This is a genomic window from Salmonella sp. FC25216 (genome assembly GCF_057751355.1).
Map to the genome: position 1 here is coordinate 170,464 of NZ_JBDGON010000005.1, position 26,768 is coordinate 197,231.

The window sequence follows — 26,768 nt, forward strand, 5'->3', positions numbered from 1 at the left end:
TCCTTACGCGCTCAGCAATTGCTTCATGTCTTCTTCAACGGTGGTCACGGAACGCAGACCGAACTTCTCGTTGAGGATAGCCAGCAGATCCGGCGTGAAGAAGCCCGGCGCGGTCGGACCGGTGACAATATTTTTCACGCCTAATGACAGCAGCGTCAGCAGAATAACGATCGCTTTCTGCTCAAACCATGAGAGCACCAGTGATAGCGGCAGATCGTTTACGCCGCAGCCCAGTTTTTCCGCCAGCGTCACCGCCAGGATAATCGCGGAGTAAGCATCGTTACACTGACCGGCATCGACCAAACGCGGCAGCCCTTCGATGTCGCCAAACTCCAGTTTGTTGAAACGGTATTTACCGCACGCGAGAGTCAGGATCAGGCAGTCATCCGGTACGCTGGTGGCGAAATCGGTAAAGTAGTTGCGCTCGCCGCGCGCGCCGTCACAGCCGCCGACCAGAAAGATGTGGTGCAGTTTTTTACGACTGACCAGATCGATCAGCGTATCGGCAGCGCCGAGCAGGGTCTGACGGCCAAAACCGACGGTGATGAGATGCGGGATTTCGCTATACGGGAAGCCCGCCATCTGCTGCGCCTGGGCGATTACCGGCCCGAAGTCGTCGCCTTCAAGATGGCTAACGCCCGGCCAGCCGACGATGCTACGGGTCCAGATACGGTCGTCATAGCTGCCCACGGTCGGGTCGATAATGCAGTTCGAGGTCATCACGATTGGGCCAGGGAAGCGGGCGAACTCGACCTGCTGATTCTGCCAGCCGCTGCCGTAGTTACCGATCAGATGCTTGAATTTACGCAATTCCGGATAGCCATGTGCGGGCAGCATTTCACCGTGAGTGTAGACGTTAACGCCGGTGCCTTCGGTCTGCTCCAGCAGGTTGTAGAGATCTTTCAGATCGTGACCGGAGATCAGAATGCACTTGCCTTCAGTCGCTTTGACGTTGACCTGAGTTGGCGTCGGGTGTCCATATTTGCTGGTTTCACCGGCATCCAGAATGCTCATCACTTTAAAGTTCATCTGACCGATTTCCATTGCGCACTCCAGCAGCGCGTTCATGTCGGCAGGCCAGGTGCCTAGCCAGGCCATGATTTTGTGGTACTGGGTGTAGATATCGTTGTCTGACTTCCCAAGAACGTGCGCGTGCTCCATGTAAGCCGCCGCGCCTTTCAGACCGTACAGGCACAGCAGACGCAGGCCGAGGATGTTCTCACCAATGGCGGCTTTATCTTTATTCGGGGTAAATTCTACCGCCTGACGTTGCAGCTCGCCCAGATCGTCGCTAACCAGTTGCAGATTAGCCATCGGATTATCGCAATACGCATTGGCATCCACGCTCAGGCACTGGGCTTTCAATGCTTCACGCATGGCGATAGCGTCACGGGCGTAGCCGACGATACGCGGAGAGTCGAAGTTAACGTTGGTCAGCGTGGAGAAAAACGCGCGCGGTGCAAAGCTATCAACGTCGTGATTAATGATGCCATATTCACGGGCTTTCGCCGCCCAGGCAGACAAACCCTGCAAGGCCGCAATCAGCAGATCCTGCAGATCGGACGTTTCAGCCGTTTTACCGCACATTCCCTGCGCGTAGGAGCAGCCGTTTCCGGCTGGCGTACGGATGGTTTGTTCACATTGCACACAAAACATGGTCACACCCTTTAAAGTTATATTTAATATACATGTTTAAGGTTATGCCTGTGAACAAAGGGATAAAAGGGATTTCTGCCATAATTTGCAGGGAGATTGATTTAGCGCAATTTTGGCGGCAGATGCCTACCGCCAGAGAGGTATCAGGCCGAGAAGAACGCCATTAAGAGTGGTACCAGCAGGCTGAGGATAAAGCCATGAACGATGGCCGCCGGAACAATCTCTACGCCGCCGGAGCGCTGTAATACCGGCAACGTAAAGTCCATTGAGGTTGCTCCGCACAGGCCCAACGCCGTTGAACGGCTGCGGCGAACCAGACCGGGAATAAGCATAATGGCCAAAAGTTCGCGGGCCAGATCGTTAAAAAATGCCGCGCTACCAATAACCGGTCCAAACGACTCCGTCAGCAAAATACCGGAAAGAGAGTACCAGCCGAAACCTGACGCCATCGCCAGAGCGGTTTTTAGCGGTAAGTCGAGGATAAACGCATTAATCACGCCGCCCAGTAATGAACTTGCCACGACAACGACCGCGACAATCATTCCCCGGCGGTTAAGCACAATTTGCTTTAAGGTCATGCCGCTATTTCGTAGCTGAATCCCCACCAGGAACAATAAAAAGATCAGCGTATATTCACTGGCTTCCGTGGCGTGTTGTAAAACAGAGAGTCCGCTCAGGCCGATAACAAATCCCAATACCACCACGCCGCACAGTTGCAGCGACTCCAGCGCCATGGCAATACGCGAAGGCAGTTTTTCCTGCTGATGATGGTGACGCCACGGGAGGGTACGATCCAGCCAGAATAATGCGGCGATATTGCACAATAAAATGATGGTAATACTGACGGCGGAATAATGAAAAATCGCGACCAGATTACTGGCGAGGTTATCCAAAAACGCCAGGCTTATTCCCATAAAAAAGAGAATAAGGTACACGATCCAGCTCAGTAGTCGATTAATGAGTTGTAATGCAGCTTTATGTCGCAGTGGAATGAGATAGCCCACAATCAGTGGAACCAGAATGATTAAAAGTCCTGAAAACATGAACAGCCGGGCCCTTTTTTATTGTTTGAGTAGCGTACATGACACTACCGAATTCCAGACTATCAGTAAAGCGACACCGTCAGCCGTACATTTATCAGACAGTTGCCCCGGGCAAAGGGGGGAATATCACGCCAGGCGGAAGCATTTGCCGTTATACTGCGGTGAGTTTAATGGAGTGGTGACGCTTTTCTGGAGGAAGTATGATTCTCGAACGCGTTGAAATAGTAGGATTTCGCGGTATCAACCGGCTGTCGTTGATGCTGGAGCAAAACAACGTGCTGATTGGGGAGAACGCCTGGGGCAAATCCAGCCTGCTGGATGCGCTGACTCTGTTACTGTCTCCGGAACTCGATCTCTACCATTTTGTCCGTGAGGATTTCTGGTTTCCGCCTGGCGACATAAAAGGACGCGAGCATCACCTGCATATTATTCTGACTTTTCGCGAAACGCAGCCAGGGCGGCATCGGGTACGTCGTTATCGGGCGCTGGAAGCATGCTGGTCGCCTTGCCAGGATGATTTTCATCGTATTTTTTATCGGCTTGAGGGCGAATGCGGCGCCGATGGCAGCGTGATGACGCTGCGCAGTTTTCTCAATAGCGATGGGCAGCCATTGCCGGTTGAAAATATTAACAATCAGGTACGCCACCTGGTTCGTCTGATGCCAGTGCTACGCTTACGCGATGCGCGTTTTATGCGACGTATTCGCAACGGTACGGTGCCCAATGTGCCGGATGTTGAAGTCACGGCCCGGCAACTGGATTTTCTGGCGCGTGAGCTGGCGACCCGGCCGCAAAATTTAACCGATGGACAGATTCGTCAGGGACTGTCCGCGATGGTGCAACTGCTTGAACACTATTTTTCAGAGCAGGGCGCAGGACAGGCCCGTCACCGACTCATGCGCCGGCGTTCGCAAAATGAACAGCGTAGCTGGCGCTATCTGGATATTATTAATCGGATGATCGACAAACCGGGCAGTCGGTCGCATCGGGTGATCCTGCTGGGGCTTTTCTCCACGTTGTTACAGGCGAAGGGGACACTGCGGTTACATAAAGACGCGCGACCGTTATTGCTGGTGGAAGATCCGGAAACCCGTTTACATCCCATTATGCTCTCGGTCGCCTGGCAATTGCTCAATCTGTTACCGCTACAGCGGATAGCGACAACCAACTCAGGCGAACTGCTCTCGCTAACGCCGGTGGAGCATGTCGTACGGCTGGTGCGCGAATCTTCCCGTGTCGCCGCCTGGCGCCTGGGCCCGGGGGGATTAAGCGCAGAAGATGGACGGCGCATCGCCTTTCATATCCGCTTTAATCGCGCGTCGTCGCTGTTTGCGCGTTGCTGGCTGCTGGTGGAAGGCGAGACGGAGACCTGGGTTATTAATGAACTGGCGCGCCAGTGTGGACATCATTTTGATGCGGAAGGCATTAAAGTCATTGAGTTTGCTCAGTCCGGTCTGAAACCGCTGGTGAAGTTTGCCCGTCGTATGGGAATCGAGTGGCATGTCCTGGTGGATGGCGACGAAGCGGGGAAAAAATATGCCGCGACGGTCCGCAGCCTGCTCAATAACGATCGGGAAGAAGAGCGCGAGCATCTCACCGCGCTGCCTGCGCTGGATATGGAGCATTTTATGTACCGCCAGGGCTTTGCCGATGTTTTTCACCGGGTTGCGCAGCTACCGCCTAATGTGCCGATGAATACCCGAAAAATTATCACTAAAGCTATCCATCGCTCGTCAAAGCCGGATTTGGCGATTGAAGTCGCGATGGAAGCCGGGCGGCGGGGAATTGACGCCGTGCCGCCGCTGTTCAAAAAGATGTTTTCGCGCGTGGTTTGGCTGGCGCGAGGCCGGGCGGATTAGCGTTTGAATATGGCCGGAACCTGTTCGACGATACTATCGAGTAAAGCATAGCGACGACGATACTCGGCCCGTTTTTTACTGGCGATCTCCGCTTCGCTTTTTCGGGCGATCGCCAGCGGTAGTGCATAGTAATTCCCTTTAATCCGTTCACCGCCTAACGATTCCCAAAACGCGTCATAGTCGGCATGCATTTGCGTCTTTTTATCCATGTATCGCCAGCTACGGTAAACGTGCGCATCGTTACTCACGGCTATAATCTGCTCTGCCTGAAAGACTTGCGCAAACTGACAGAGAGCCTCCATCACGATGCGTTTAGGAAAAAGACCATGGCAGGCTTTGGTCGCCTGCTGGATAACATCGTGAGGGACGTCGTTTGCCGCGCCCTGTAATCCGCCGATAAATAGTGTGCGTTGTTGATTAAAGCGACACAGGGTAAATGTGATCTCTGCCAGAATACGTAACTGTGCGTCGCGAACAACAATGGTGCTTTCACCTTCTTTATCCAGTGAGACCAGACTGACTAAATCAAGTTGAAACAACTCGCCGGTTTTAGTTTCAAATTTAGCAAGATTCAGGCCATACTGACTTAAATAGCTAACTTGTTGTTCCCGCGATAAAAGCTGGCGCATCTGTTGATAATGAAAACACAGAGCATCTAAGGCGAAATCGCGTTTAATATTTACAGCCATATAAGGACGATGTAGCCGAATAGGCAAACGCGGCTGACGAGCAAGTAAAGTATTTAACTCCGGCCACTGGGTAAGATTCGTCAGTAATTGGCTGGTCGCACGCGGCATGACTAATGAGCGGATTAAAAACTTGCGACGAAAGCTGGCTTTACGCCAGAATTTTCCTGGCTGTAATTGCCCGCGCGTCAGACGAATAAATAATTGTAAAGGAGAGATGTAATCTGAATTGTACCAGGTATTATCTGTAAGCTGTGTCATGATCGTAATCCGCGACATAAGATTGTCGAGATTGAACCACAGGAAACATTAACCAATCGTCAATACGGCCGGCGTTATCTTTATTACGTTAGGTTTGTTTAGATTCGGTTTACTTTCTGGTTAAAATTTTGCCGTCAGGATTTCTATGCGTGCTAAGGGAAAGAAATTTAAAAAGCGTTATCTGGTCATTATTTTAATTCTTTTAGTAGGGGGGATAGCTGGCTGGCGAATGCTAAATGCGCCGCTGCCAACTTATCAGACATTAATCGTGCGGCCAGGCGATCTTGAACAGAGTGTACTGGCGACTGGAAAACTGGACGCGTTGCGTAAAGTGGATGTCGGCGCGCAGGTGAGCGGCCAGTTGAAAACGCTGTTGGTCTCTATTGGCGATAACGTTAAAAAGGATCAGCTACTCGGCGTGATTGATCCCGAGCAGGCGGAGAACCAGATAAAAGAGGTCGAGGCCACCCTGATGGAGCTGAACGCGGAGCGTCAGCAGGCGGCCGCTGAGTTAAAACTAGCGCGGGTTACGCTGACGCGCCAGCAGCAGTTAGCTAAGACTCAGGCGGTATCGCAACAGGATCTGGATACCGCCGCGACGGAGATGGCGGTTAAACAGGCGCGTATTGGCACCATTGATGCCCAGATCAAACGTAATCGGGCCTCTTTGGACACCGCGAAAACCAACCTGGAATATACCCGTATTGTTGCCCCGATGGCGGGGGAAGTGACGCAAATCACTACCCTGCAAGGACAAACGGTGATTGCAGCTCAGCAGGCGCCTAATATTCTGACGCTGGCGGATATGAGCACCATGTTGGTAAAAGCGCAGGTCTCAGAAGCGGACGTGATCCACCTTCGAGCGGGGCAGAAAGCATGGTTCACCATTGCAGGCGATCCGCAAACGCGCTATGAAGGCGTTTTAAAAGATATTCTGCCGACGCCGGAAAAGATCAACGACGCTATTTTTTATTACGCCCGGTTTGAAGTCCCGAACCCCAAAAGAATTTTGCGTCTTGATATGACCGCGCAGGTTTATATTCAACTCATGGATGTAAAAAATGTGCTGATTATTCCCCTCGCCGCGCTTGGCGAACCGGTGGGCGACAATCGTTATAAAGTGGCGCTGTTGCGTAACGGCGAAAAACGTGAGCGTGAAGTCGTCATTGGCGAGCGTAATGATACAGACGTAGAAGTGGTTAAAGGTCTGGAAGCGGGCGATGAAGTGATCATCGGCGAGGACAGGCCGGGAGCGACGCCATGACGGCATTGCTTGAACTGTGCAATGTGAGCCGCAGCTACCCCTCCGGAGAAGAGCAGGTGGCGGTGTTGAAAGATATCTCCCTGCAAATCCACGCCGGGGAGATGGTGGCGATTGTCGGCGTTTCCGGTTCTGGAAAATCAACGCTGATGAATATCCTTGGGTGCCTGGATAAACCGACCAGCGGCACTTATCGGGTGGCGGGGCAGGACGTCTCGACTCTGGACCCGGACGCGCTGGCGCAGCTGCGGCGTGAGCATTTTGGCTTTATCTTTCAGCGCTACCATCTGTTGTCGCATTTAACGGCGGCGCAAAACGTTGAAATCCCTGCCGTCTACGCTGGCATTGAATGCAAAAAACGACAGGCACGCGCCAGGGAGTTGCTCCAGCGATTGGGACTAAGCGATCGCGTCGATTATCATCCTTCGCAGCTTTCTGGTGGACAGCAGCAGCGTGTCAGTATTGCCCGCGCGCTGATGAACGGCGGACAAGTGATTCTGGCGGATGAGCCGACCGGCGCGCTGGATAGTCACTCCGGCGAAGAGGTGATGGCGATTTTGCACCAACTGCGCGATCGCGGACATACGGTGATCATTGTGACGCATGATCCGCTGGTTGCCGCCCAGGCTGAGCGCGTTATTGAAATTCACGATGGCAAGATTGTCCATAACCCGCTCGCGCAGGAAAAGAAACGCGAACAAGGCGTTACCACTGCCGCGGTTAATATGGCTTCCGGCTGGCGTCAATTTGCCAGCAGCTTTCGCGAAGCGCTGGCGATGGCGTGGTTAGCAATGGCTGCTAATAAAATGCGTACTTTACTTACCATGCTGGGAATTATTATCGGTATTGCGTCGGTGGTGTCGATTGTGGTGGTCGGCGACGCCGCAAAACAGATGGTGCTGGCGGATATCCGCGCAATGGGCACTAACACGATTGATATTCATCCGGGCAAAGATTTCGGTGACGACAACCCACAGTATCGCCAGGTGCTGAAATATGATGATCTGGTCGCTATTCAGAAACAGCCGTGGGTTAACTCTGCGACGCCCAGCGTTTCAAAGAGCTTACGTCTTCGCTATGGCAATATTGATATTGCCGTAAATGCTAATGGCGTTAGTGGCGATTATTTTAACGTTTACGGCATGTCCTTTAGCGAGGGGAATACCTTCAATACGGTACAGCAACGGGATCGCGCGCAGGTGGTGGTGCTGGATGCCAACACGCGACGCCAGCTATTTCCAAATAAAGCGAATGTCGTAGGGGAAGTGGTGCTGGTGGGTAATATGCCGGTTATTGTTATTGGCGTGGCGAAAGAGAAACAGTCCATGTACGGCAATAGCAATCTGTTGCAAGTTTGGTTGCCCTACAGCACGATGTCAGATCGCATAATGGGTCAGTCATGGCTTAACTCGATCACCGTTCGTGTGAAGGATGGCGTTAATAGCGATCTGGCTGAACAGCAGCTTACCCGCCTGCTCACATTACGTCACGGTAAAAAAGACTTCTTCACCTGGAATATGGACAGCGTCCTGAAAACTGCTGAAAAAACCACCTATACTCTTCAGTTATTTCTGACGCTGGTGGCCGTCATTTCGCTGGTTGTCGGCGGCATCGGCGTTATGAATATTATGCTGGTTTCCGTCACCGAGCGAACGCGTGAAATCGGCATCCGTATGGCGGTAGGCGCACGCGCCAGCGATGTGCTACAGCAGTTTCTTATTGAAGCGGTGCTGGTCTGTCTGGTTGGCGGGGCGCTGGGGATTAGCGTGTCGATGTTAATCGCATTTATGCTACAGTTTTTCCTGCCCGGCTGGGAGATCGGTTTTTCACTGACTGCGCTGGCGAGCGCGTTTTTATGTTCGACGTTTACTGGGATACTGTTTGGCTGGCTACCGGCGAGAAACGCGGCGCGACTGGACCCGGTGGATGCGCTGGCAAGGGAGTAATCTTGCTGACGTCATTTGTAGGTCTGACAAGACGCAATAGCGTCACCTTCAGGCAATGGCGTTATCAGCCAGAAATAAAAATGCCAGCCGATCGGGCTGGCATTTTGCCTCCTGGATGTACACAATGAGACAGAGGAGCTATGCAACGGCCTCTGCTTCGATGGGCACGATGACGCTGGCGTGATTGCCTTTTGGCCCCTGGTGTACATCAAACCGGACAGACTGCCCGGCTTTAAGCGTTCTGTAACCATCCATCTGAATGGTGGAGTAATGGGCGAAAATATCCTCGCCGCCGCCTTCAGGGCAGATGAAACCAAACCCTTTGGCATTGTTGAACCACTTTACAGTACCCGTTTCCATGCTTCGACATCCTTCGTAAATCTTATATAAGTAAGATGGAATGAACCGGTGACGGAGTGGGGGCTGTTCAAAACCTCACCAACTCTCGACAGTACAATTTAGAGAAATCAGGCGAGGCGTCAAGCATCAGGCAGGGGGAAACGGGTAAAAATGAATCAAAAATTTGAAGCAGTTAACGCTATTGCCGGGAATGTGACAGAGGTCGCGGATGGTACTGATAGATGTTAGTTATCTATCAATTGAGGTAGATTGATTGTGTGCATAGACTCTGGTCAGCGGCAGATTTTCCTGCCGGCAACCGTAACCGATAATGACGACTGACAATGGGTAAGACGAACGATTGGCTGGATTTTGACCAGTTGGTGGAAGATAACGTGCGCGACGCGCTGAAACCACCATCTATGTATAAAGTGATATTAGTCAATGATGATTACACTCCGATGGAGTTTGTTATTGACGTGTTACAAAAATTCTTTTCTTATGATGTAGAACGTGCAACGCAATTGATGCTTGCAGTTCACTATCAAGGCAAAGCCATCTGTGGCGTGTTTACCGCCGAAGTGGCGGAAACCAAAGTGGCGATGGTGAACAAGTATGCAAGGGAGAACGAGCATCCGTTGCTGTGTACGCTGGAAAAAGCCTGAATGCAGGTATAAAAATTGGGGGAGGTGCCTATGCTCAATCAAGAACTGGAACTCAGTTTAAACATGGCTTTCGCCAGAGCGCGCGAGCACCGTCATGAGTTTATGACCGTCGAGCATCTGTTGCTGGCGCTGCTCAGCAACCCATCGGCTCGCGAAGCGCTGGAAGCATGCTCCGTGGATCTGGTGGCGCTCCGTCAGGAACTCGAAGCCTTCATTGAACAAACCACACCCGTACTGCCTGCCAGTGAAGAAGAGCGTGATACGCAGCCGACGTTAAGTTTCCAGCGTGTCCTGCAACGCGCTGTCTTCCATGTTCAGTCTTCCGGGCGCAGTGAAGTGACTGGCGCGAATGTGCTGGTGGCTATCTTTAGCGAACAGGAATCACAGGCGGCTTATCTGCTGCGTAAGCATGAAGTGAGCCGTCTGGATGTCGTGAACTTTATTTCTCACGGGACGCGAAAAGACGAACCGAGCCAATCTTCCGATCTCGGCAATCAGCCAACTAGCGACGAACAAGCTGGCGGGGAGGAACGTATGGAAAACTTCACGACGAATCTTAACCAACTTGCTCGCGTGGGCGGCATCGATCCGCTGATTGGTCGTGAAAAAGAACTGGAACGCGCGATCCAGGTATTGTGTCGTCGCCGTAAAAATAACCCGTTGCTGGTGGGGGAATCCGGCGTCGGCAAAACGGCGATTGCCGAAGGACTGGCCTGGCGTATAGTACAGGGCGATGTGCCGGAAGTGATGGCCGATTGCACCCTATACTCGCTGGATATCGGTTCGCTGCTGGCGGGCACCAAATATCGCGGCGATTTTGAAAAACGGTTTAAGGCGTTGCTGAAACAGCTTGAGCAGGATACCAACAGCATCCTGTTTATCGATGAAATCCATACCATTATCGGCGCGGGCGCGGCGTCTGGCGGACAGGTGGATGCGGCAAATCTGATTAAACCGCTGCTCTCCAGCGGCAAGATCCGGGTGATCGGCTCAACAACCTATCAGGAATTCAGCAATATCTTTGAGAAAGACCGCGCATTAGCGCGCCGTTTCCAGAAAATTGATATTACCGAGCCTTCGGTGGAAGAGACGGTGCAAATTATCAACGGCTTGAAACCTAAGTACGAAGCGCACCACGACGTGCGTTATACCGCGAAAGCGGTGCGTGCTGCGGTTGAGCTGGCGGTAAAATATATCAATGACCGGCATCTGCCGGATAAAGCCATTGACGTGATTGACGAAGCGGGCGCTCGGGCGCGTCTGATGCCGGTGAGCAAACGTAAGAAAACGGTCAACGTGGCGGATATTGAGTCCGTAGTGGCGCGAATTGCGCGAATTCCTGAAAAGAGCGTCTCGCAGAGCGATCGCGATACGCTGAAGAATCTGGGCGATCGACTGAAAATGCTGGTTTTCGGCCAGGATAACGCGATTGAGGCGTTGACCGAAGCTATTAAGATGAGTCGTGCGGGGCTGGGCCATGAGCATAAACCTGTCGGCTCGTTCTTGTTCGCCGGGCCAACTGGCGTAGGGAAAACCGAAGTTACGGTACAGCTTTCAAAAGCGCTGGGTATTGAGCTGCTGCGTTTCGATATGTCCGAATATATGGAACGTCATACGGTGAGCCGTCTGATCGGCGCGCCTCCGGGATACGTCGGTTTCGACCAGGGCGGGCTGCTGACGGATGCAGTAATTAAGCATCCTCATGCGGTGCTACTGCTGGATGAGATCGAAAAAGCACACCCGGATGTCTTTAACCTGCTGCTACAAGTGATGGATAACGGTACGCTGACCGATAACAACGGCCGTAAGGCGGATTTCCGTAACGTGGTGCTGGTGATGACCACCAACGCCGGCGTGCGAGAAACCGAACGTAAATCTATTGGTCTTATTCATCAGGACAACAGTACCGATGCGATGGGTGAGATCAAGAAAGTGTTTACGCCGGAGTTCCGTAACCGTCTCGACAACATTATTTGGTTCGATCATCTGTCTGGCGAGGTGATTCATCAGGTTGTCGATAAGTTTATCGTCGAGTTGCAGGCTCAGTTGGATCAGAAAGGCGTCTCCCTGGAAGTTAGTCAGGAAGCGCGCGACTGGCTGGCGGAAAAGGGCTATGACCGGGCGATGGGCGCACGACCAATGGCGCGTGTGATTCAGGATAACCTGAAAAAACCGCTGGCCAATGAGTTGCTGTTTGGATCGCTGGTTGACGGCGGACAGGTCTCCGTCGCGCTGGATAAAGAGAAAAATGCGTTGACGTATGGCTTTCAGAGTGCGCAAAAGCATAAGCCGGAAGCCGCGCATTAATCTTCGTTTCACTGTCGTACAAACCGGGCCTTAGCGCCCGGTTTTTTTACGCCGGATAATAGTATTCATGTCTGATGGCGCTGTGCTCGCGGTAGGCCGGATAAGACGCCTGTGCCGCCATCCGGCAATGATGGGGCAATATACGAAAAAAAAGCCCGTACTTTCGTACGAGCTCTTTCTTTAAGATGGCGGTGAGGGGGGGATTCGAACCCCCGATACGTTGCCGTATACACACTTTCCAGGCGTGCTCCTTCAGCCACTCGGACACCTCACCATATTGTATTGCTGCCTGACCGCTTGGGGGCAACGGGGCGCTACTATAGGGAGTTGCGCTAAAACGGTCAAGCAGAATTTACATATTCACTGTCGTTTGCTCATGCAATAGACATAATCCCCGCCCAAACTGGCGCGGGGAGGCAAATTAGCGCTGTGAATCCAACATCTCGTTGTTTTTCACCACATCCTGCGCTTTGCTGTAGCTTTCGATCAGCAGTTGATATGCCGGGAATACCTGAGTATAAACGTCGGCCCACGCGGCGGCGTCTTCACGGTTCCAGGTGCCTTGCAGCTCAGAGGCGACCGCGGCGGTATCCATCGGTACGACGCCAGCCTGCACGATACGTGCCAGGGTGATCTCCTGCGCCATCTTGCTGTAGGTGCCGGAGGCGTCGATCACGGCAAATACCTTATAACCTTCCGCTACCGCGCTAATGGCCGGGAATGCCATGCATACGCTGGTAATCGTCCCGGCAATGATCAGCGTCTTACGACCGGTCGCTTTTACTGCGTTAACGAAATCTTCGTTATCCCAGGCGTTAATTTCACCTTTGCGCGCAATGTACTGCGCATGCGGCGCATTAGTGTGGATCTCCGGGATCAGCGGGCCGTTCGGACCTTGCGGTACGGATGCTGTGGTGATGACCGGCATTTTCGCTAGCGTCGCCATCTTCGCCAACGCCGCTGCGCGAGCGCGTAATTCCGGCATTGGCATATCGCCTACGGTCTGGAAAAGACCGCTTTGATGATCGATTAAAAGCATCACGGAATCGTTAACATCAATTACCGGGCGCAAACCATTAAAATTAGCAGGACTGGACATCGTGTTCTCCTTCATGTTTTCAGATTTGGCCAAAACGGCCGGAGTTGAAATCGCGTACTGCTTCTGCGATCTCTTGTTTCGTGTTCATAACAAATGGGCCGTAACCCACAATCGGTTCATTCAGCGGCTCGCCTGATAACAGCAATACGCTGGCGTCGCTGCTGGCCTCAAGGTGCAGCGTTTTCCCTTGCTGGCTCAATACCACCAGTTGCGCTTCGTTGACCGGCGTCGTGCCGTTCACCGTGATATTGCCTTTCAGTACCACCAGCGCGGTACTCCATCCTTCCGGCTGAGACAGCGTGAGCTGGCGATTGCGTTGCAGGCGCATATCCCAGACATTGAGCGGCGAGAAAGTATGCGCCGGGCCTTTTGTCTCTTCATAACGCCCCGCGATGATGCGCACGGTTCCGGCGTCATCCGGCAACGTAACGGTCGGGATAACATCGTGGTTAATGCTTTGATAACCCGGGGTGGTCATTTTGTCCTTCATTGGAAGGTTGACCCACAACTGCACCATTTCCAGTTCGCCACCCTGACGGGTAAAGGCGTCGGAGTGGAACTCTTCATGCAAAATACCTGCGCCTGCGGTCATCCACTGAACGTCGCCCGGGCCGATAACGCCTCCGCGACCGGTAGAGTCCCGATGCTCGACTTCGCCGCTATAAACAATCGTCACGGTCTCGAAACCGCGGTGTGGATGTTCTCCAACGCCGCGTTTTTCATTACCTGGCGTAAATGAGTGCGGCCCGGCATAATCCAGCAGCAGAAATGGACTCAACTGCTGCGCATGTGACTGATAAGAAAAGAGTGAACGAACCGGAAATCCATCGCCAACCCAGTGCGGGCGAGGTGCGGTATAGACGCCTGTAATCTGTTTCATTGTGTTCTCCTCAATGGCGCTGTCTTGATGTGAATAAGCTTATATTCATGACAAAATATTGAGTAGTGGCTAAAATGGCTCATACTGTTCCATTAATAGGACAATGCAATGATAAAAACAGATCTCAATGATTTTGCGTGGTTTGTACATGTGGTCGAAGAGGGGGGGTTTGCTGCGGCGGGGCGGGCGCTTGATGAACCAAAATCAAAACTGAGTCGGCGTATTGCGCAACTGGAGGAGCGGCTGGGCGTGCGATTGATTCAGCGAACCACGCGGCAGTTTAACGTTACCGAAGTGGGGCAAACATTCTATGAGCACTGTAAAGCGATGCTGGTGGAAGCTCAGGCGGCGCAGGATGCCATTGCCGCGTTGCAGGTAGAACCTCGCGGTATCGTGAAGCTGACCTGCCCAGTGACGCTGCTGCATGTACACATCGGCCCAATGCTGGCGAAGTTTATGGCGCGCTATCCTGATGTTTCGCTACAACTTGAAGCGACCAATCGTCGGGTGGACGTCGTAGGGGAGGGGGTGGATGTGGCGATTCGCGTCAGGCCACGCCCGTTTGAGGATAGCGATCTGGTGATGCGCGTCCTGGCCGACAGAGGGCATCGTCTGTTTGCCAGCCCGGATCTCATCGTACGGATGGGAAGCCCTTCCGCCCCGGCGGAGTTGAGCCATTGGCCAGGGCTAAGTCTTGCATCAGGTAAGCATATCCACCGCTGGGAACTTTATGGCCCGCAGGGCGCGCGTGCGGAAGTCCATTTCACCCCGCGTATGATTACCACCGACATGTTGGCGCTACGCGAGGCGGCGATGGCGGGCGTGGGACTTGTTCAGTTACCTATTTTAATGGTGAAAGAACAACTGGCCGCCGGTGAACTGGTCGCAGTGCTGGAAGAGTGGGAGCCCCGGCGGGAGGTGATTCATGCTGTGTTTCCATCCCGGCGAGGATTATTACCTTCCGTACGCGCGTTGGTCGATTTTTTGACAGAAGAGTATGCGCGCATGGTGGAAGAGTAACCTGCTCGTCATTCATCTATTTAATGGACGCAAAAAAGGCCGGTTAAACCGACCTTTTATCCAGTCGCCCTTCAGGGCGTAGGGGGACAATTAGCGACTACGGAAGACAATGCGGCCTTTGCTCAGGTCGTACGGGGTCAGCTCAACGGTCACTTTGTCGCCCGTCAGGATGCGGATGTAGTTCTTACGCATTTTACCGGAGATGTGTGCAGTAACCACGTGACCGTTTTCTAACTCTACGCGGAACATGGTATTAGGTAACGTTTCGAGAACGGTACCTTGCATTTCAATATTGTCTTCTTTGGCCATCTAATCCTCTGGGGTATCACTACCATAATTTGAACCGGCAAGATAATGCCGAAGTTCTTTTGATAAGTAAAGATTTGTGCGTTTAAAACACAGCAAACCAGGTTTAGCGCATGATTCCGCGACACACGACAACGCCGCGCTATACACCTTTTCCCTGATACTACCGCCTGATGTATCGACATAAGCGCAACATATAAGGGAACGGTGAAATAAACGATGGGCGTTACCTGACAGCGGGCTGCGGGATAATGAGCTAAACCAATTCTGCGGCAGCAATTATAACACCCCAATAAAAAATGTGCCGAAAACATTCACTTCCGGGGCAAAAATAATGTACGTGGTACCCAAAAATGGGAGGTCAGCGGCTGTTGGCGTAAGCACACGAGGTGATCGAGGTAGTCGCGACGTGGAATTTCAATTGCGCCAAGCGAGGCGGTATGACTATTAAGCACCTGACAATCAATAAGTTTTCCGCCGTGATGAGTAAATTCAGCGCAAAAAACCAGCAGTGCGGTTTTAGAGGCATTCTCCTGGCGGCTAAACATCGATTCGCCGCAAAACAGCGCCCCCTGCGAGACGCCATACATCCCGCCGACCAATTCCTGATCGCACCACACTTCAATGGAGTGCGCGTGTCCCAATTCATGTAATCGGCGATAGGCTTCCTCAATGCCGCGTGTTATCCAGGTGCCTTCGTCACGGTGATTGGCGCATCCATCAATGACCCGGTCGAAAGCGTAATTGAGCGTCACACGGTAAGGGGAGGCGTTGTGAAAGCGTTTCATGCTGCGACTGAGGTGAAACTTTTCAGGCCACAGCACGGCACGCGGATCGGGCGACCACCACAGAATCGGATCGCCCGGCGAAAACCACGGAAAAATCCCGTGCTGGTAGGCCATTAACAACCGGGCAGGGCTGAGATCGCCGCCCAGCGCCAGTAAACCGTTAGGCTCGCGTAAAGCGCCTTCAGGCGAAGGGAAGGCGATAGAATGTCGGGAAAGCTGAACCAGACGCATGACGGCGAAACTCCAGTATGCAAGTCGGATCGTTCAATAATAGCTTACAGACGTTGTTTAAACTGATAATAGCGCCCTTGTCCGGCTAACAATTCTGCATGAGTACCCCGCTCAATGATGCGTCCGTCGTCCATTACGATAATTTGATCAAAACGGGCCAGACCGCGCAAACGGTGAGTCACCATCAGGACGGTTTTCTCGCGCATCACATCGGCAAGTAATTCCAGCATTTCGCTCTCGGTGGTCGCATCTAATCCCTCAGTAGGTTCATCCAACAGCATTAACGGGGCATCATGCAACAGCGCGCGGGCGATGGCCAGACGACGAAGTTCGCCGCCGGATAGCAGTCGACCGCCTTCGCCGAGCCAGCTATTAAGCCCACTATCTTCAAGCAGTTTTTCGAGGCCGACGCGACGCAGCATGTCGGAAAGGGCTTCGTCGCTGGCATTGGGCGCCGCCAGTAATAAATTATCACGCAGCGTGGCGCTGAACAGGTGGACACGCTGCGGCACCACGCTGATAGTCCGGCGTAAGGCGGATTCGCTCAGCGAGGATAGCGGAAGATCGTTGAGCAGAATTTCGCCTTGTTGCGGGTCCCAGGCGCGGGTGAGTAGCTGCAACAGCGTTGATTTTCCGCAGCCGGTACGCCCCAGAATAGCGATATGTTCGCCAGGGGTAGCCTGTAATGAAAGGGCATTGAGCGCATTAATCGGCTGGTCGGGATAACGAAACGAAACGTCCCGCAGGGTGAGCGTGACCTTTTCCAGCGCGAGAGATTCTGTCTGCGGAAAGGCCACCTCCGGTTTTTGCTCCGTTAACTCAGTAATACGAAGTGCGGAGGCGATAACCTGTCCCAGATGCTGAAATGCACCAGTAACGGGCGCAAGCGCCTCGAAAGCCGCCAGCGCGCAGAAGACAAACAGCGCGATGAGCGCGCCGGGCTGCGTATTGCCGCCAACGCCGCCGGAGGCCATCCACAACATTAACATCACCGCCAACGCGCCAATCAGCAGCATCAACGCCTGCGATAAGGCGGTCAGTTCAGACTGCCGGCGTTGGGCCTCATGCCATTGTAATTCGGTGGCTTCCATTTGCGCCCGATAGCGTTTGCTGGCGCCAAAAATGGTGAGTTCCGCCTGGCCCTGTAACCATGACGTGAGTTGCTGGCGATACTGACCACGTAGATGCGTCAGATTTTGGCCGGTATTTTTGCCGGCGCGATAAAACACTGGCGGCATAATAAACAGCGTCAACAGCATAATGCCGCCCAGCGTGATCGCCAGCGTAACGTCGAGAATGCTGAGCCCCAGGGTGACAATCATAATCACCACAAAAGCGCCGACCAGCGGGGAGATGACGCGCAAATAGAGATGATCCAGCGTGTCGACGTCGGCAACGATGCGATTCAGCAGTTCACCTTGCTGATAACGCGCCAGACCCGCGGGGGAGAGCGGTAAAAGTTTGCTGAAGGTATAAATACGCAGATGTTGCAGCACGCGGAAGGTGGCGTCATGACTTACCAGACGTTCAAAATAACGACCGGCGGTACGGGTAATGGCTGCGCCGCGAACGCCTGCAGCCGGGAGCATATAGTTAAAACTGTAAATTCCCGCGAAGCCTGCAATAGCGGAAGCAGACAGGAACCAGCCGGAAAGCGTCAGTAGCCCGATACTGGCAAGCAGGGTCAGGATTGCCAGCGCAATTCCCAGCGTTAGCATCCATTTGTGGCGTTTATAAAGCGTCAGATAAGGGAGTAGCGCGCGCATTTAAATATCCTCCTGACGGTGAGCCAATAACGTCGCAAAAGCGCCGTTGGCGGCGCTGAGTTCGGCATAACTGCCTTGTTCGACAATCGCGCCATCTTGCATAACCCAGATAGCATCCCAGTCGGCGAGGTCTTCCAGTTGATGCGTCACCATTAATGTGGTCTGGCGTTTTGACGCCGCTTTTAACGCCTGCATGACGCGCTGCTCGCTGTGAGCGTCCAGGCTTGCCGCCGGTTCATCCAGCAGCAGCAGTTGACAGGGGTTAAGTAGCGCGCGGGCGACCGCTACACGCTGCGCCTGGCCGACAGAAAGTCTGCTGGCATGATTGCCGAGCGGAGTATCCACTCCCTGCGGTAGCAGCGGTAAAAACTCGCTTACCCATGCGGCGTCAAGCGCGGCGTGAAGTTCCTGCTCACTGGCGTCCGGGCGCGCCAGTAATACGTTTTCGCCTAGCGTCGCCGCAGGTAATTGCGGGTTTTGTCCGACCCAGGAGAGATGCTGGCGCCAGGATTCCGGCGAGAGCTCGCGAAGCTCGACACCGTTAATACGCAAAGATCCCTGATAGGAGAGAAAACCGGATAGTACATTCAGCAGAGAGCTTTTACCGGAACCGCTGCGTCCTACCAGGACGGCGCGTTCTCCTGCCGCTAATGAGAAATTCAGCGGCCCGGCAAGCGTTTTGCCTTCTGGCGAGGTGATAATGAGATCGATCGCGTCAATGGTTACAGGTTCGTTTTCCGCCAACTCAACTTCGCCGCGCGCCGGGTGGGCGAGGGGGGTTTCCAGAAAAGTTTTCAGACTATCCGCCGCGCCAACCGCCTGCGCCTTAGCATGATAAAACGTGCCGAGGTCGCGTAACGGCTGGAAAAACTCCGGCGCGAGGATTAAGGCGAGGAACCCGGCGGCGAGCGTCACGCCGGTACCGTAATGACCAAAGTTCAGTTCGCCCAGGTAAGAGAAGCCAAAATAAACGGCGACCAGCGCAATAGAAAGCGAGGTGAAAAACTCCAGCACGCCGGAAGATAAAAAGGCGAGGCGCAGTACTTCCATCGTGCGCTGACGAAAATCCTGTGATGCTGCGCGAATGCTGTCGGTTTCCGCTTCGCCGCGACCGAAAATTCGCAGCGTTTCCATCCCGCGCAGACGGTCAAGAAAATGGCCGCTTAGTCGGGCAAGCGCCAGGAAATTGCGGCGATTGGCGTCAGCCGCGCCCATCCCCACCATCGCCATAAATAAGGGAATGAGCGGGGCGGTGCCCAGCAGAATCAGCGCCGCCGCCCAATTTGACGGGAAAATCGCCGCCACGATTAAGAGCGGTACGCAAATGGCAAGCGCCATTTGCGGCAGATAGCGCGCATAATAGTCATGCATATCGTCAATCTGCTCCTGCACCAGCGTTGCCCAGCTCCCGGCGGGTTTGCCCTGAATCCAGGCGGGGCCGGCTTGCTGCAGACGATCCAACACCTGACGGCGGATCTCAAAGCGAATATGTTGCCCGGCATGAAAACCGACGCGCTCGCGCAACCACACCACCCAGGCGCGGAGGACAAAGACCAGTATCAGCAGGATAAAAGGGAGCAACAGCGCTTCCCGTGGAATGTTCTCCATGATCATATGCTGCAGGATACGCGCCATGATCCAGGCCTGAGCGACAATTAATACGCCACTCATGAGCCCCAACAGGCGGGAAATATTTAACCACCGTTGGGAGATTACGCTTTGCTGTTTTAACCAGCGGGTCAGCTCTTTTTGACGGGTTTTATTCATTGCACGCTTAGCAGGTGAGTTATTGGAATTTCAGGCAGGGGCAATGTTACAACGACGCAAAAATAAAGGCGACTTATAGTCGCCTTTTTTACTTTTGTTACTGATTTGTAAAAACTATTTGCTCGCGTCGGCCAGACCATCGAGATAGCGTTCGGCATCCAGCGCCGCCATACAGCCCGTACCTGCAGAGGTGATTGCCTGACGGTAAATATGATCCATGACGTCACCCGCCGCGAATACGCCAGGGATGCTGGTTTGTGTGGCGTTGCCATGGGTGCCGGACTGAACTTTGATATAACCATTTTCCAGCGCAAGCTGCCCTTCGAAGATCGCCGTGTTTGGGCTATGACCGATGGCTACGAAAAGTCCGGCGACGTCCAGAGTCTCTATATTATCGCTCTGCTGCGTGTCGCGAAGACGCAGACCGGTGACGCCCATCTGATTGCCGGTCACTTCTTCCAGCGTCCGGTTGGTGTGCAGGATGATATTGCCATTTTCGACTTTATCCATCAGGCGCTTAATCAGGATTTTTTCAGCGCGGAAACCGTCACGGCGATGGATAAGGTGCACTTCCGAAGCGATGTTGGACAGATAAAGCGCTTCTTCAACCGCTGTGTTGCCGCCGCCGATCACCGCCACTTTCTGATTGCGGTAGAAGAAACCGTCGCAGGTTGCGCAGGCGGAAACGCCGCGTCCTTTAAAGGCTTCTTCAGACGGCAGACCCAGATAGCGCGCGGAAGCGCCGGTCGCGATAATTAACGCATCGCAGGTATACTCGCCGTTGTCGCCCTTCAGGCGGAAGGGACGGTGTTGCAGATCCACGCTATTGATGTGATCGAAAATGATCTCAGTAGCAAATTTTTCCGCGTGTTCATGCATGCGTTCCATCAGCAGAGGACCGGTTAGATCGTTTGGATCGCCGGGCCAGTTTTCCACTTCCGTCGTGGTAGTCAGTTGACCGCCTTTTTCCATACCGGTAATAAGTACCGGCTGTAAATTTGCGCGCGCGGCATACACCGCCGCGGTATATCCCGCCGGTCCTGAGCCCAGAATAAGCAGCTTACTGTGTTTGGTCGTGCCCATGAGATCCCCATAGTTGTTGGCAGACAATGGGCAGAATTGTAGGGAATTTACAGACGTAAAAAAAGAGCATAACGATTTTGTTAACAATACGTGTAATAGCATGAACCGATGAACGACCACTACAGCGGCGTGATTATCACAAATTTTACTTAAAATCGGTGACTTATAAGGTGACAAAATGACAGTTTACCGCCCTCTCTAATGAATAACTGGCATGTTGTACTAAAAAACGATGTTTTGCTTTGACAATCACCTGCTGTTTTGCGAAAACATTCGAGGAAGAAAAAAACTGTGTTATGTATGTGCTGCATAATCATGCATGTAAATACCATGTTTACCGGGCTAGTGAAATCTACGCATGGCGTGGACAGACGCCATTCGTGATGTTGATAGCTGCCGAGAGGCAACGGTCTTCTCACCATAGACCCAGGCATTGCGCGCCGTTAATCCCTCTGGGTTTCGGTCTATTGTGATGGGCAGCGACTCTGAACAGTGATGTGAGTAGAGTCAGGCAGGAGTAGGGAAGGAATACAGAGAGACAATAATAATGGTAGATAGCAAGAAGCGCCCTGGCAAAGATCTCGACCGTATCGATCGTAACATTCTTAATGAACTGCAAAAGGATGGGCGTATTTCCAACGTCGAGCTTTCTAAACGAGTAGGACTTTCGCCGACACCTTGCCTTGAGCGTGTACGTCGGCTGGAACGACAGGGGTTTATCCAGGGCTATACGGCGCTGCTGAACCCGCATTATCTGGATGCGTCACTTCTGGTATTCGTTGAGATTACCTTAAATCGCGGCGCGCCGGACGTGTTTGAACAGTTTAACGCCGCCGTGCAAAAGCTTGAAGAGATTCAGGAGTGTCATTTGGTTTCCGGCGATTTCGATTACCTGTTGAAAACCCGTGTACCGGATATGTCAGCGTATCGAAAATTATTGGGAGAGACGTTGCTGCGCTTGCCAGGTGTGAACGACACCCGAACTTACGTAGTGATGGAAGAGGTAAAACAGAGTAATCGTCTGGTTATTAAGACACGCTAACACGGAACAGGTGCAAAATCGCCGTAGTTTGATTACACTCCTGTTAATCCATACAGCAACAGTGCCGGGGTAACCCGGTGCTGTTGTCCGTTTTAGCATCGGGCGGGAAAAGCCCGGAACCTGGAGAGCCTTTTTTGAGCCAGGAATATACTGAAGACAAAGACGTCACATTGACGAAGTTAAGCAGCGGGCGCCGACTTCTGGAAGCGTTGTTGATACTTATTGCCCTTTTTGCCGTCTGGTTGATGGCGGCCTTGTTGAGCTTTAACCCTTCGGACCCCAGTTGGTCGCAAACCGCCTGGCATGAACCCATCCATAATTTAGGCGGTGCGCCGGGCGCGTGGCTGGCCGATACTCTGTTCTTTATTTTTGGCGTGATGGCCTACACCATCCCTGTCATTATTGTCGGCGGGTGCTGGTTTGCGTGGCGTCACCAGTCTACGGATGATTACATCGATTATTTCGCCGTGTCGCTACGCCTTATCGGCGTGCTGGCGCTGATTCTCACCTCCTGCGGTCTGGCGGCCATTAACGCCGACGATATCTGGTATTTCGCCTCCGGCGGCGTAATTGGCAGCCTGTTAAGCACCACGCTGCAGCCGTTGCTGCATAGTAGCGGCGGAACGATAACGCTTCTCTGTATTTGGGCTGCCGGGCTGACGCTCTTTACCGGCTGGTCCTGGGTTAGTATCGCCGAAAAATTAGGCGGCTGGTTGCTTAATATACTGACTTTCGCCAGCAACCGTACCCGGCGTGATGATACGTGGGTTGACGACGAAGAGTATGATGACGAATACGATGAAGAAACAGACGGCGTGCAGCGTGAATCTCGCCGGGCGCGTATTCTGCGCGGCGCGTTGGCGCGTCGTAAACGACTGGCTGAAAAATTCAGCAATCCACGGGGCCGTCAGACCGATGCCGCGCTCTTTTCCGGCAAACGGATGGATGATGACGATGATATCCAGTATAGCGCGCGCGGCGTCGCTGCCGATCCCGACGATGTTCTGTTTTCGGGCAACCGTGCGACGCAGTCGGAATATGATGACTATGATCCTCTGCTAAACGGTCACTCTGTGGTTGAACCTGTCGCCGCCGCTGCGGCCGCAACCGCAGCCACTCAGACGTGGGCGGCGTCCGCCGATCCCATCATGCAAATGCCGTCCATGCCGGGGGCGGAGCCGGTTGCTGCGCAACCGACCGTGGAGTGGCAGCCCGTACCGGGGCCGCAAACTGGCGAACCGGTTATCGCGCCTGCGCCGGAGGGGTATCCGCCGCATCCGCAATATGCTCAACCGCAGGAGGCGCAAGGTGCGCCGTGGCAGCAACCTGTTCCTGTCGCCTCCGCGCCGCAATACGCCGCGACGCCAGCGACCACAGCAGAATATGAATCTCTTGCGCCGCAGGAAACACAGCCGCAATGGCAGGCGCCGGATGCCGAACAACACTGGCAGTCGGAGCCGACCCATCAGCCGACGCCAGTTTATCAGCCGGAGCCGATAGCGGCTGAACCTTCCCACATGCCGCCGCCGGTTATCGAACAGCAGGTTGCCACCGAGCCTGAACCTGGCATAGAAGAGACCAGACCCGCCCGTCCTCCGCTTTACTATTTTGAAGAGGTGGAAGAGAAACGCGCCCGTGAGCGCGAACAACTGGCGGCATGGTACCAACCGATTCCGGAGCCGGTAAAAGAGAGCACGCCGGTCAAACCTTCGGTATCTGTCGCGCCATCCATACCGCCAGTAGAAGCGGTAGCCGCCGCCGCGCCGCTTGCCGCAGGTATCAAGAGTGGCGCCCTGGCAGCAGGCGCCGCAGCCGCTGCGCCTGCATTTGGTCTGGCTACCGGCGGCGCGCCGCGTTCGCAGGTGAAAGAGGGGATTGGTCCGCAACTGCCGCGTCCGAACCGCGTTCGTGTGCCGACTCGTCGGGAACTGGCGTCGTACGGTATTAAACTGCCGTCACAGAGGATTGCAGAAGAAAAAGCCCGCGAGGCGGAGCGCAATCAGTACGAGACGGGCCCGCAGTTAACAGATGAAGAAATAGATGCAATGCATCAGGACGAGTTAGCCCGTCAGTTTGCGCAGTCGCAGCAGCATCGTTATGGTGAGGCGTATCAGCACGATACGCAGCAGACAGATGATGACGATACCGCCGCGGAAGCTGAATTGGCCCGTCAGTTTGCTGCTTCGCAACAGCAGCGCTATTCCGGCGAGCAACCCGCTGGCGCGCAGCCGTTCTCACTGGACGATCTTGATTTCTCGCCAATGAAAGTATTGGTTGATGAAGGCCCGCACGAACCGTTGTTCACGCCGGGCGTAATGCCCGAGTCAGCGCCTGTTCAGCAGCCGGTAGCGCCGCAGCCGCACTATCAGCAGCCGCAACAGCCGGTAGCGCCGCAGCCGCATTATCAGCAGCCGCAACAGTCGGTTACGCCGCAGCCGCAACAACCGGCAGCGCCGCAAGACAGCCTGATCCACCCGCTGTTGATGCGTAACGGCGACAGCCGTCCATTACAGCGTCCGACGACGCCGCTGCCTTCGTTAGATCTTCTGACGCCGCCGCCGAGCGAAGTTGAACCGGTAGATACCTTTGCGCTGGAACAAATGGCGCGTCTGGTTGAAGCGCGCCTGGCGGATTTCCGCATTAAAGCTGATGTGGTGAACTATTCGCCAGGCCCGGTCATTACTCGCTTTGAACTGAATCTGGCGCCGGGCGTTAAAGCGGCGCGTATCTCCAACCTTTCCCGCGATCTGGCGCGTTCATTGTCAACCGTAGCCGTACGCGTTGTGGAAGTCATTCCAGGCAAACCTTACGTAGGGTTGGAATTGCCGAACAAGAAACGGCAAACCGTTTATCTGCGCGAAGTGTTGGATAACGCCAAATTCCGCGAGAATCCGTCACCGCTTACCGTGGTGTTAGGTAAGGATATCGCGGGCGATCCGGTAGTGGCGGATCTGGCGAAAATGCCTCACCTGCTGGTGGCTGGTACGACCGGTTCCGGTAAGTCGGTCGGGGTTAACGCCATGATCCTCAGTATGCTGTATAAAGCGCAGCCGGAAGACGTTCGCTTTATCATGATCGACCCGAAAATGCTGGAACTCTCGGTCTACGAAGGTATTCCGCATCTGCTGACCGAAGTTGTCACCGACATGAAAGACGCGGCTAACGCGTTACGCTGGAGCGTCAATGAGATGGAACGTCGCTATAAGCTGATGTCCGCGCTCGGCGTGCGTAACCTGGCCGGTTACAACGAGAAAATCGCCGAAGCGGCCCGCATGGGACGTCCGATTCCGGACCCGTACTGGAAGCCGGGCGACAGTATGGATATTCAGCATCCGGTTCTGGAAAAACTGCCGTATATCGTGGTACTGGTCGATGAATTTGCCGACCTGATGATGACCGTCGGTAAAAAAGTTGAAGAACTGATCGCGCGTCTGGCACAGAAAGCGCGCGCCGCGGGGATTCACCTGGTACTGGCGACGCAGCGTCCGTCGGTCGATGTGATTACTGGTTTAATTAAAGCCAACATTCCAACCCGTATTGCTTTTACCGTATCCAGCAAGATCGACTCCCGCACCATCCTTGATCAGGGCGGCGCTGAGTCGCTATTGGGGATGGGGGACATGCTCTACTCCGGACCAAACTCCACCATGCCGGTACGTGTCCATGGAGCGTTTGTACGTGACCAGGAAGTCCATGCGGTGGTCCAGGACTGGAAAGCGCGCGGTCGTCCGCAATATGTGGATGGCATTACCTCCGACAGCGAAAGCGAAGGTGGTGGCGGCGGTTTTGACGGCGGCGAAGAATTAGATGCGCTATTCGATCAGGCCGTTAATTTCGTCACCCAGAAGCGTAAAGCGTCCATTTCCGGCGTTCAGCGTCAGTTCCGCATCGGCTATAACCGTGCGGCGCGTATTATCGAACAGATGGAAGCGCAGGGCATCGTCAGTGCTCAGGGACATAACGGTAATCGTGAAGTGCTGGCTCCGCCGCCTTTTGAGTAAACCTGTAAGCCGGATGGCGCCGTTCAGGCTGCCATCCGGTAACAAAATTCAGTATTTTCTTCTTTCCTCATGCTGATTTTTGGCCTGGAATAGAAAGCAAAAGGCGCTCCTGGTCGGGAGTGTCGAAACTTGAGGAATAATGATGAAAAAAATGGCAATCGCCTGTGCATTACTTTCAAGCGTTGTAGCCAGCAGCGTATGGGCTGACGCCGCCAGCTCTCTGAAAAGCCGTCTGGATAAAGTGAGCAGCTTTCACGCCAGCTTTACTCAAAAAGTCACCGATGGCAGCGGCGCTGCGGTGCAGGAGGGGCAAGGTGATTTATGGGTTAAGCGGCCAAATTTATTCAACTGGCATATGACGCAACCCGACGAGAGTATTCTGGTTTCTGACGGCAAAACGTTATGGTTCTATAACCCGTTTGTAGAACAGGCTACCGCCACGTGGTTGAAAGATGCCACCGGAAATACACCGTTTATGCTAATTGCCCGCAACCAGGCCAGCGACTGGCAGCAGTATAATATTAAGCAGGATGGCGATAATTTTGTGCTGACGCCGAAAGCCAGCAACGGCAATCTGAAACAGTTCACCATCAATGTGGGACGCGACGGGACTATCCACCAGTTCAGCGCCATAGAACAAGACGATCAGCGTAGCGCCTATCAGTTAAAATCCCAGCAAAACGGCGCTGTTGATCCATCAAAATTTACGTTTACTCCGCCGCAAGGGGTAACGATAGACGACCAACGTAAGTAGAGGCGATG

20 protein-coding genes and 1 tRNA gene are annotated in these 26,768 nt (G+C 53.7%); 9 read left to right on the forward strand and 12 right to left on the reverse strand.

Going from position 1 to position 26,768, the window contains the following annotated elements; all coding sequences use genetic code 11:
- Window positions 1-3: 3 nt before the first annotated feature.
- Together hcp and AC3G3F_RS12155 are read right to left on the reverse strand one after the other, a co-directional pair.
- Complete coding sequence (hcp, locus tag AC3G3F_RS12150; RefSeq protein ID WP_023249472.1) at window positions 4-1,656, reverse strand: hydroxylamine reductase; 1,653 nt, start codon at window positions 1,654-1,656, stop codon at window positions 4-6.
- Window positions 1,657-1,799: 143 nt separating this feature from the next.
- Window positions 1,800-2,699 carry a LysO family transporter gene (locus AC3G3F_RS12155; RefSeq protein WP_023249473.1) on the reverse strand — a complete coding sequence of 300 codons (900 nt, stop codon included), beginning with the start codon at window positions 2,697-2,699 and terminating at the stop codon, window positions 1,800-1,802.
- Window positions 2,700-2,899: 200 nt separating this feature from the next.
- On the opposite strand from AC3G3F_RS12155, the gene AC3G3F_RS12160 reads away from it, so the two are divergent.
- Window positions 2,900-4,558, forward strand: a complete 1,659-nt coding sequence (locus AC3G3F_RS12160) for an ATP-dependent endonuclease (RefSeq protein WP_023249474.1) — start codon at window positions 2,900-2,902, stop codon at window positions 4,556-4,558.
- Here AC3G3F_RS12160 and AC3G3F_RS12165 read toward each other — a convergent pair.
- Window positions 4,555-5,505, reverse strand: coding sequence for a VirK/YbjX family protein (locus tag AC3G3F_RS12165; protein ID WP_488395058.1), 951 nt, complete (start codon window positions 5,503-5,505; stop codon window positions 4,555-4,557). The genes AC3G3F_RS12160 and AC3G3F_RS12165 overlap by 4 nt on opposite strands.
- 145 nt (window positions 5,506-5,650) lie before the next feature.
- On the opposite strand from AC3G3F_RS12165, the gene macA reads away from it, so the two are divergent.
- Together macA and macB are read left to right on the forward strand one after the other, a co-directional pair.
- On the forward strand, window positions 5,651-6,769 hold the full coding sequence (macA, locus tag AC3G3F_RS12170) for a macrolide transporter subunit MacA (protein WP_023249476.1): 1,119 nt from the start codon (window positions 5,651-5,653) through the stop codon (window positions 6,767-6,769).
- The gene (gene macB / locus AC3G3F_RS12175; protein ID WP_023249477.1) at window positions 6,766-8,712 is read left to right on the forward strand and encodes a macrolide ABC transporter ATP-binding protein/permease MacB; all 1,947 of its coding nucleotides are present in this window, start codon (window positions 6,766-6,768) and stop codon (window positions 8,710-8,712) included. Before macA ends, macB begins: the two co-directional genes overlap by 4 nt.
- Window positions 8,713-8,850: 138 nt before the next feature.
- Here the strand turns inward: macB and cspD are convergent, their stop codons facing one another.
- A complete protein-coding gene (gene cspD, locus AC3G3F_RS12180) occupies window positions 8,851-9,072 on the reverse strand; it encodes a cold shock-like protein CspD (protein ID WP_000447499.1) in 222 nt (73 codons plus the stop codon).
- Window positions 9,073-9,395: 323 nt separating this feature from the next.
- Here cspD and clpS point away from each other — a divergent pair, with 323 nt between their 5' ends.
- Both clpS and clpA read left to right on the forward strand, forming a co-directional pair.
- Window positions 9,396-9,716 (forward strand): ATP-dependent Clp protease adapter ClpS, encoded by a 321-nt coding sequence (gene clpS, locus AC3G3F_RS12185; protein WP_000520786.1) that lies wholly within the window; start codon window positions 9,396-9,398, stop codon window positions 9,714-9,716.
- Window positions 9,717-9,746: 30 nt separating this feature from the next.
- Entirely contained in the window at window positions 9,747-12,023 is a 2,277-nt protein-coding gene (gene clpA, locus AC3G3F_RS12190; RefSeq protein WP_053510025.1) for an ATP-dependent Clp protease ATP-binding subunit ClpA, read from the forward strand.
- 186 nt (window positions 12,024-12,209) lie between these two features.
- Here the strand turns inward: clpA and AC3G3F_RS12195 are convergent.
- The 3 genes from AC3G3F_RS12195 to AC3G3F_RS12205 all read right to left on the reverse strand — a co-directional run bounded on the left by AC3G3F_RS12195 (window position 12,210) and on the right by AC3G3F_RS12205 (window position 14,002).
- Window positions 12,210-12,297: transfer RNA gene (locus tag AC3G3F_RS12195), tRNA-Ser, on the reverse strand.
- A gap of 147 nt (window positions 12,298-12,444) precedes the next feature.
- Window positions 12,445-13,122 carry a hydrolase gene (locus AC3G3F_RS12200; RefSeq protein ID WP_063390295.1) on the reverse strand — a complete coding sequence of 226 codons (678 nt, stop codon included), beginning with the start codon at window positions 13,120-13,122 and terminating at the stop codon, window positions 12,445-12,447.
- Between the two features lie 19 nt (window positions 13,123-13,141).
- Window positions 13,142-14,002, reverse strand: a complete 861-nt coding sequence (locus tag AC3G3F_RS12205) for a pirin family protein (RefSeq protein WP_023248450.1) — start codon at window positions 14,000-14,002, stop codon at window positions 13,142-13,144.
- Window positions 14,003-14,110: 108 nt separating this feature from the next.
- Between AC3G3F_RS12205 and AC3G3F_RS12210 the strand changes: the two genes are divergently transcribed.
- Complete coding sequence (locus tag AC3G3F_RS12210; RefSeq protein WP_023248449.1) at window positions 14,111-15,022, forward strand: LysR family transcriptional regulator; 912 nt, start codon at window positions 14,111-14,113, stop codon at window positions 15,020-15,022.
- Between the two features lie 90 nt (window positions 15,023-15,112).
- On the opposite strand, the gene infA is transcribed toward AC3G3F_RS12210, so the two are convergent.
- From infA to trxB, 5 genes are all read right to left on the reverse strand, one after another.
- Entirely contained in the window at window positions 15,113-15,331 is a 219-nt protein-coding gene (gene infA / locus AC3G3F_RS12215; protein ID WP_001040187.1) for a translation initiation factor IF-1, read from the reverse strand.
- Between the two features lie 311 nt (window positions 15,332-15,642).
- On the reverse strand, window positions 15,643-16,347 hold the full coding sequence (gene aat, locus AC3G3F_RS12220) for a leucyl/phenylalanyl-tRNA--protein transferase (RefSeq protein WP_023248448.1): 705 nt from the start codon (window positions 16,345-16,347) through the stop codon (window positions 15,643-15,645).
- A 44-nt stretch (window positions 16,348-16,391) separates the two neighbouring features.
- Complete coding sequence (gene cydC, locus AC3G3F_RS12225) at window positions 16,392-18,113, reverse strand: heme ABC transporter ATP-binding protein/permease CydC (RefSeq protein ID WP_070804007.1); 1,722 nt, start codon at window positions 18,111-18,113, stop codon at window positions 16,392-16,394.
- Window positions 18,114-19,880 carry a heme ABC transporter permease/ATP-binding protein CydD gene (gene cydD, locus AC3G3F_RS12230; RefSeq protein WP_063390298.1) on the reverse strand — a complete coding sequence of 589 codons (1,767 nt, stop codon included), beginning with the start codon at window positions 19,878-19,880 and terminating at the stop codon, window positions 18,114-18,116.
- Between the two features lie 114 nt (window positions 19,881-19,994).
- On the reverse strand, window positions 19,995-20,963 hold the full coding sequence (gene trxB, locus AC3G3F_RS12235) for a thioredoxin-disulfide reductase (RefSeq protein ID WP_023248445.1): 969 nt from the start codon (window positions 20,961-20,963) through the stop codon (window positions 19,995-19,997).
- Between the two features lie 547 nt (window positions 20,964-21,510).
- Here trxB and lrp point away from each other — a divergent pair.
- From lrp to lolA, 3 genes are all read left to right on the forward strand, one after another.
- Entirely contained in the window at window positions 21,511-22,005 is a 495-nt protein-coding gene (gene lrp / locus AC3G3F_RS12240; RefSeq protein WP_000228469.1) for a leucine-responsive transcriptional regulator Lrp, read from the forward strand.
- 134 nt (window positions 22,006-22,139) lie between these two features.
- Complete coding sequence (locus AC3G3F_RS12245) at window positions 22,140-26,006, forward strand: DNA translocase FtsK (protein ID WP_488395063.1); 3,867 nt, start codon at window positions 22,140-22,142, stop codon at window positions 26,004-26,006.
- A gap of 142 nt (window positions 26,007-26,148) precedes the next feature.
- Entirely contained in the window at window positions 26,149-26,760 is a 612-nt protein-coding gene (gene lolA / locus AC3G3F_RS12250; protein ID WP_023183251.1) for an outer membrane lipoprotein periplasmic chaperone LolA, read from the forward strand.
- Window positions 26,761-26,768: the final 8 nt, after the last annotated feature.

Excerpts from the sequence above, each read along its gene's own strand:
- hcp (WP_023249472.1), bottom strand. The coding sequence starts at position 1,656 with ATGTTTTGTGTGCAATGTGAACAAACCATCCGTACGCCAGCCGGAAAC.
- AC3G3F_RS12155 (WP_023249473.1), bottom strand. The coding sequence starts at position 2,699 with ATGTTTTCAGGACTTTTAATCATTCTGGTTCCACTGATTGTGGGCTAT.
- AC3G3F_RS12160 (WP_023249474.1), top strand. The coding sequence starts at position 2,900 with ATGATTCTCGAACGCGTTGAAATAGTAGGATTTCGCGGTATCAACCGG.
- AC3G3F_RS12165 (WP_488395058.1), bottom strand. The coding sequence starts at position 5,505 with ATGACACAGCTTACAGATAATACCTGGTACAATTCAGATTACATCTCT.
- macA (WP_023249476.1), top strand. The coding sequence starts at position 5,651 with ATGCGTGCTAAGGGAAAGAAATTTAAAAAGCGTTATCTGGTCATTATT.
- macB (WP_023249477.1), top strand. The coding sequence starts at position 6,766 with ATGACGGCATTGCTTGAACTGTGCAATGTGAGCCGCAGCTACCCCTCC.
- cspD (WP_000447499.1), bottom strand. The coding sequence starts at position 9,072 with ATGGAAACGGGTACTGTAAAGTGGTTCAACAATGCCAAAGGGTTTGGT.
- clpS (WP_000520786.1), top strand. The coding sequence starts at position 9,396 with ATGGGTAAGACGAACGATTGGCTGGATTTTGACCAGTTGGTGGAAGAT.
- clpA (WP_053510025.1), top strand. The coding sequence starts at position 9,747 with ATGCTCAATCAAGAACTGGAACTCAGTTTAAACATGGCTTTCGCCAGA.
- AC3G3F_RS12200 (WP_063390295.1), bottom strand. The coding sequence starts at position 13,122 with ATGTCCAGTCCTGCTAATTTTAATGGTTTGCGCCCGGTAATTGATGTT.
- AC3G3F_RS12205 (WP_023248450.1), bottom strand. The coding sequence starts at position 14,002 with ATGAAACAGATTACAGGCGTCTATACCGCACCTCGCCCGCACTGGGTT.
- AC3G3F_RS12210 (WP_023248449.1), top strand. The coding sequence starts at position 14,111 with ATGATAAAAACAGATCTCAATGATTTTGCGTGGTTTGTACATGTGGTC.
- infA (WP_001040187.1), bottom strand. The coding sequence starts at position 15,331 with ATGGCCAAAGAAGACAATATTGAAATGCAAGGTACCGTTCTCGAAACG.
- aat (WP_023248448.1), bottom strand. The coding sequence starts at position 16,347 with ATGCGTCTGGTTCAGCTTTCCCGACATTCTATCGCCTTCCCTTCGCCT.
- cydC (WP_070804007.1), bottom strand. The coding sequence starts at position 18,113 with ATGCGCGCGCTACTCCCTTATCTGACGCTTTATAAACGCCACAAATGG.
- cydD (WP_063390298.1), bottom strand. The coding sequence starts at position 19,880 with ATGAATAAAACCCGTCAAAAAGAGCTGACCCGCTGGTTAAAACAGCAA.
- trxB (WP_023248445.1), bottom strand. The coding sequence starts at position 20,963 with ATGGGCACGACCAAACACAGTAAGCTGCTTATTCTGGGCTCAGGACCG.
- lrp (WP_000228469.1), top strand. The coding sequence starts at position 21,511 with ATGGTAGATAGCAAGAAGCGCCCTGGCAAAGATCTCGACCGTATCGAT.
- lolA (WP_023183251.1), top strand. The coding sequence starts at position 26,149 with ATGAAAAAAATGGCAATCGCCTGTGCATTACTTTCAAGCGTTGTAGCC.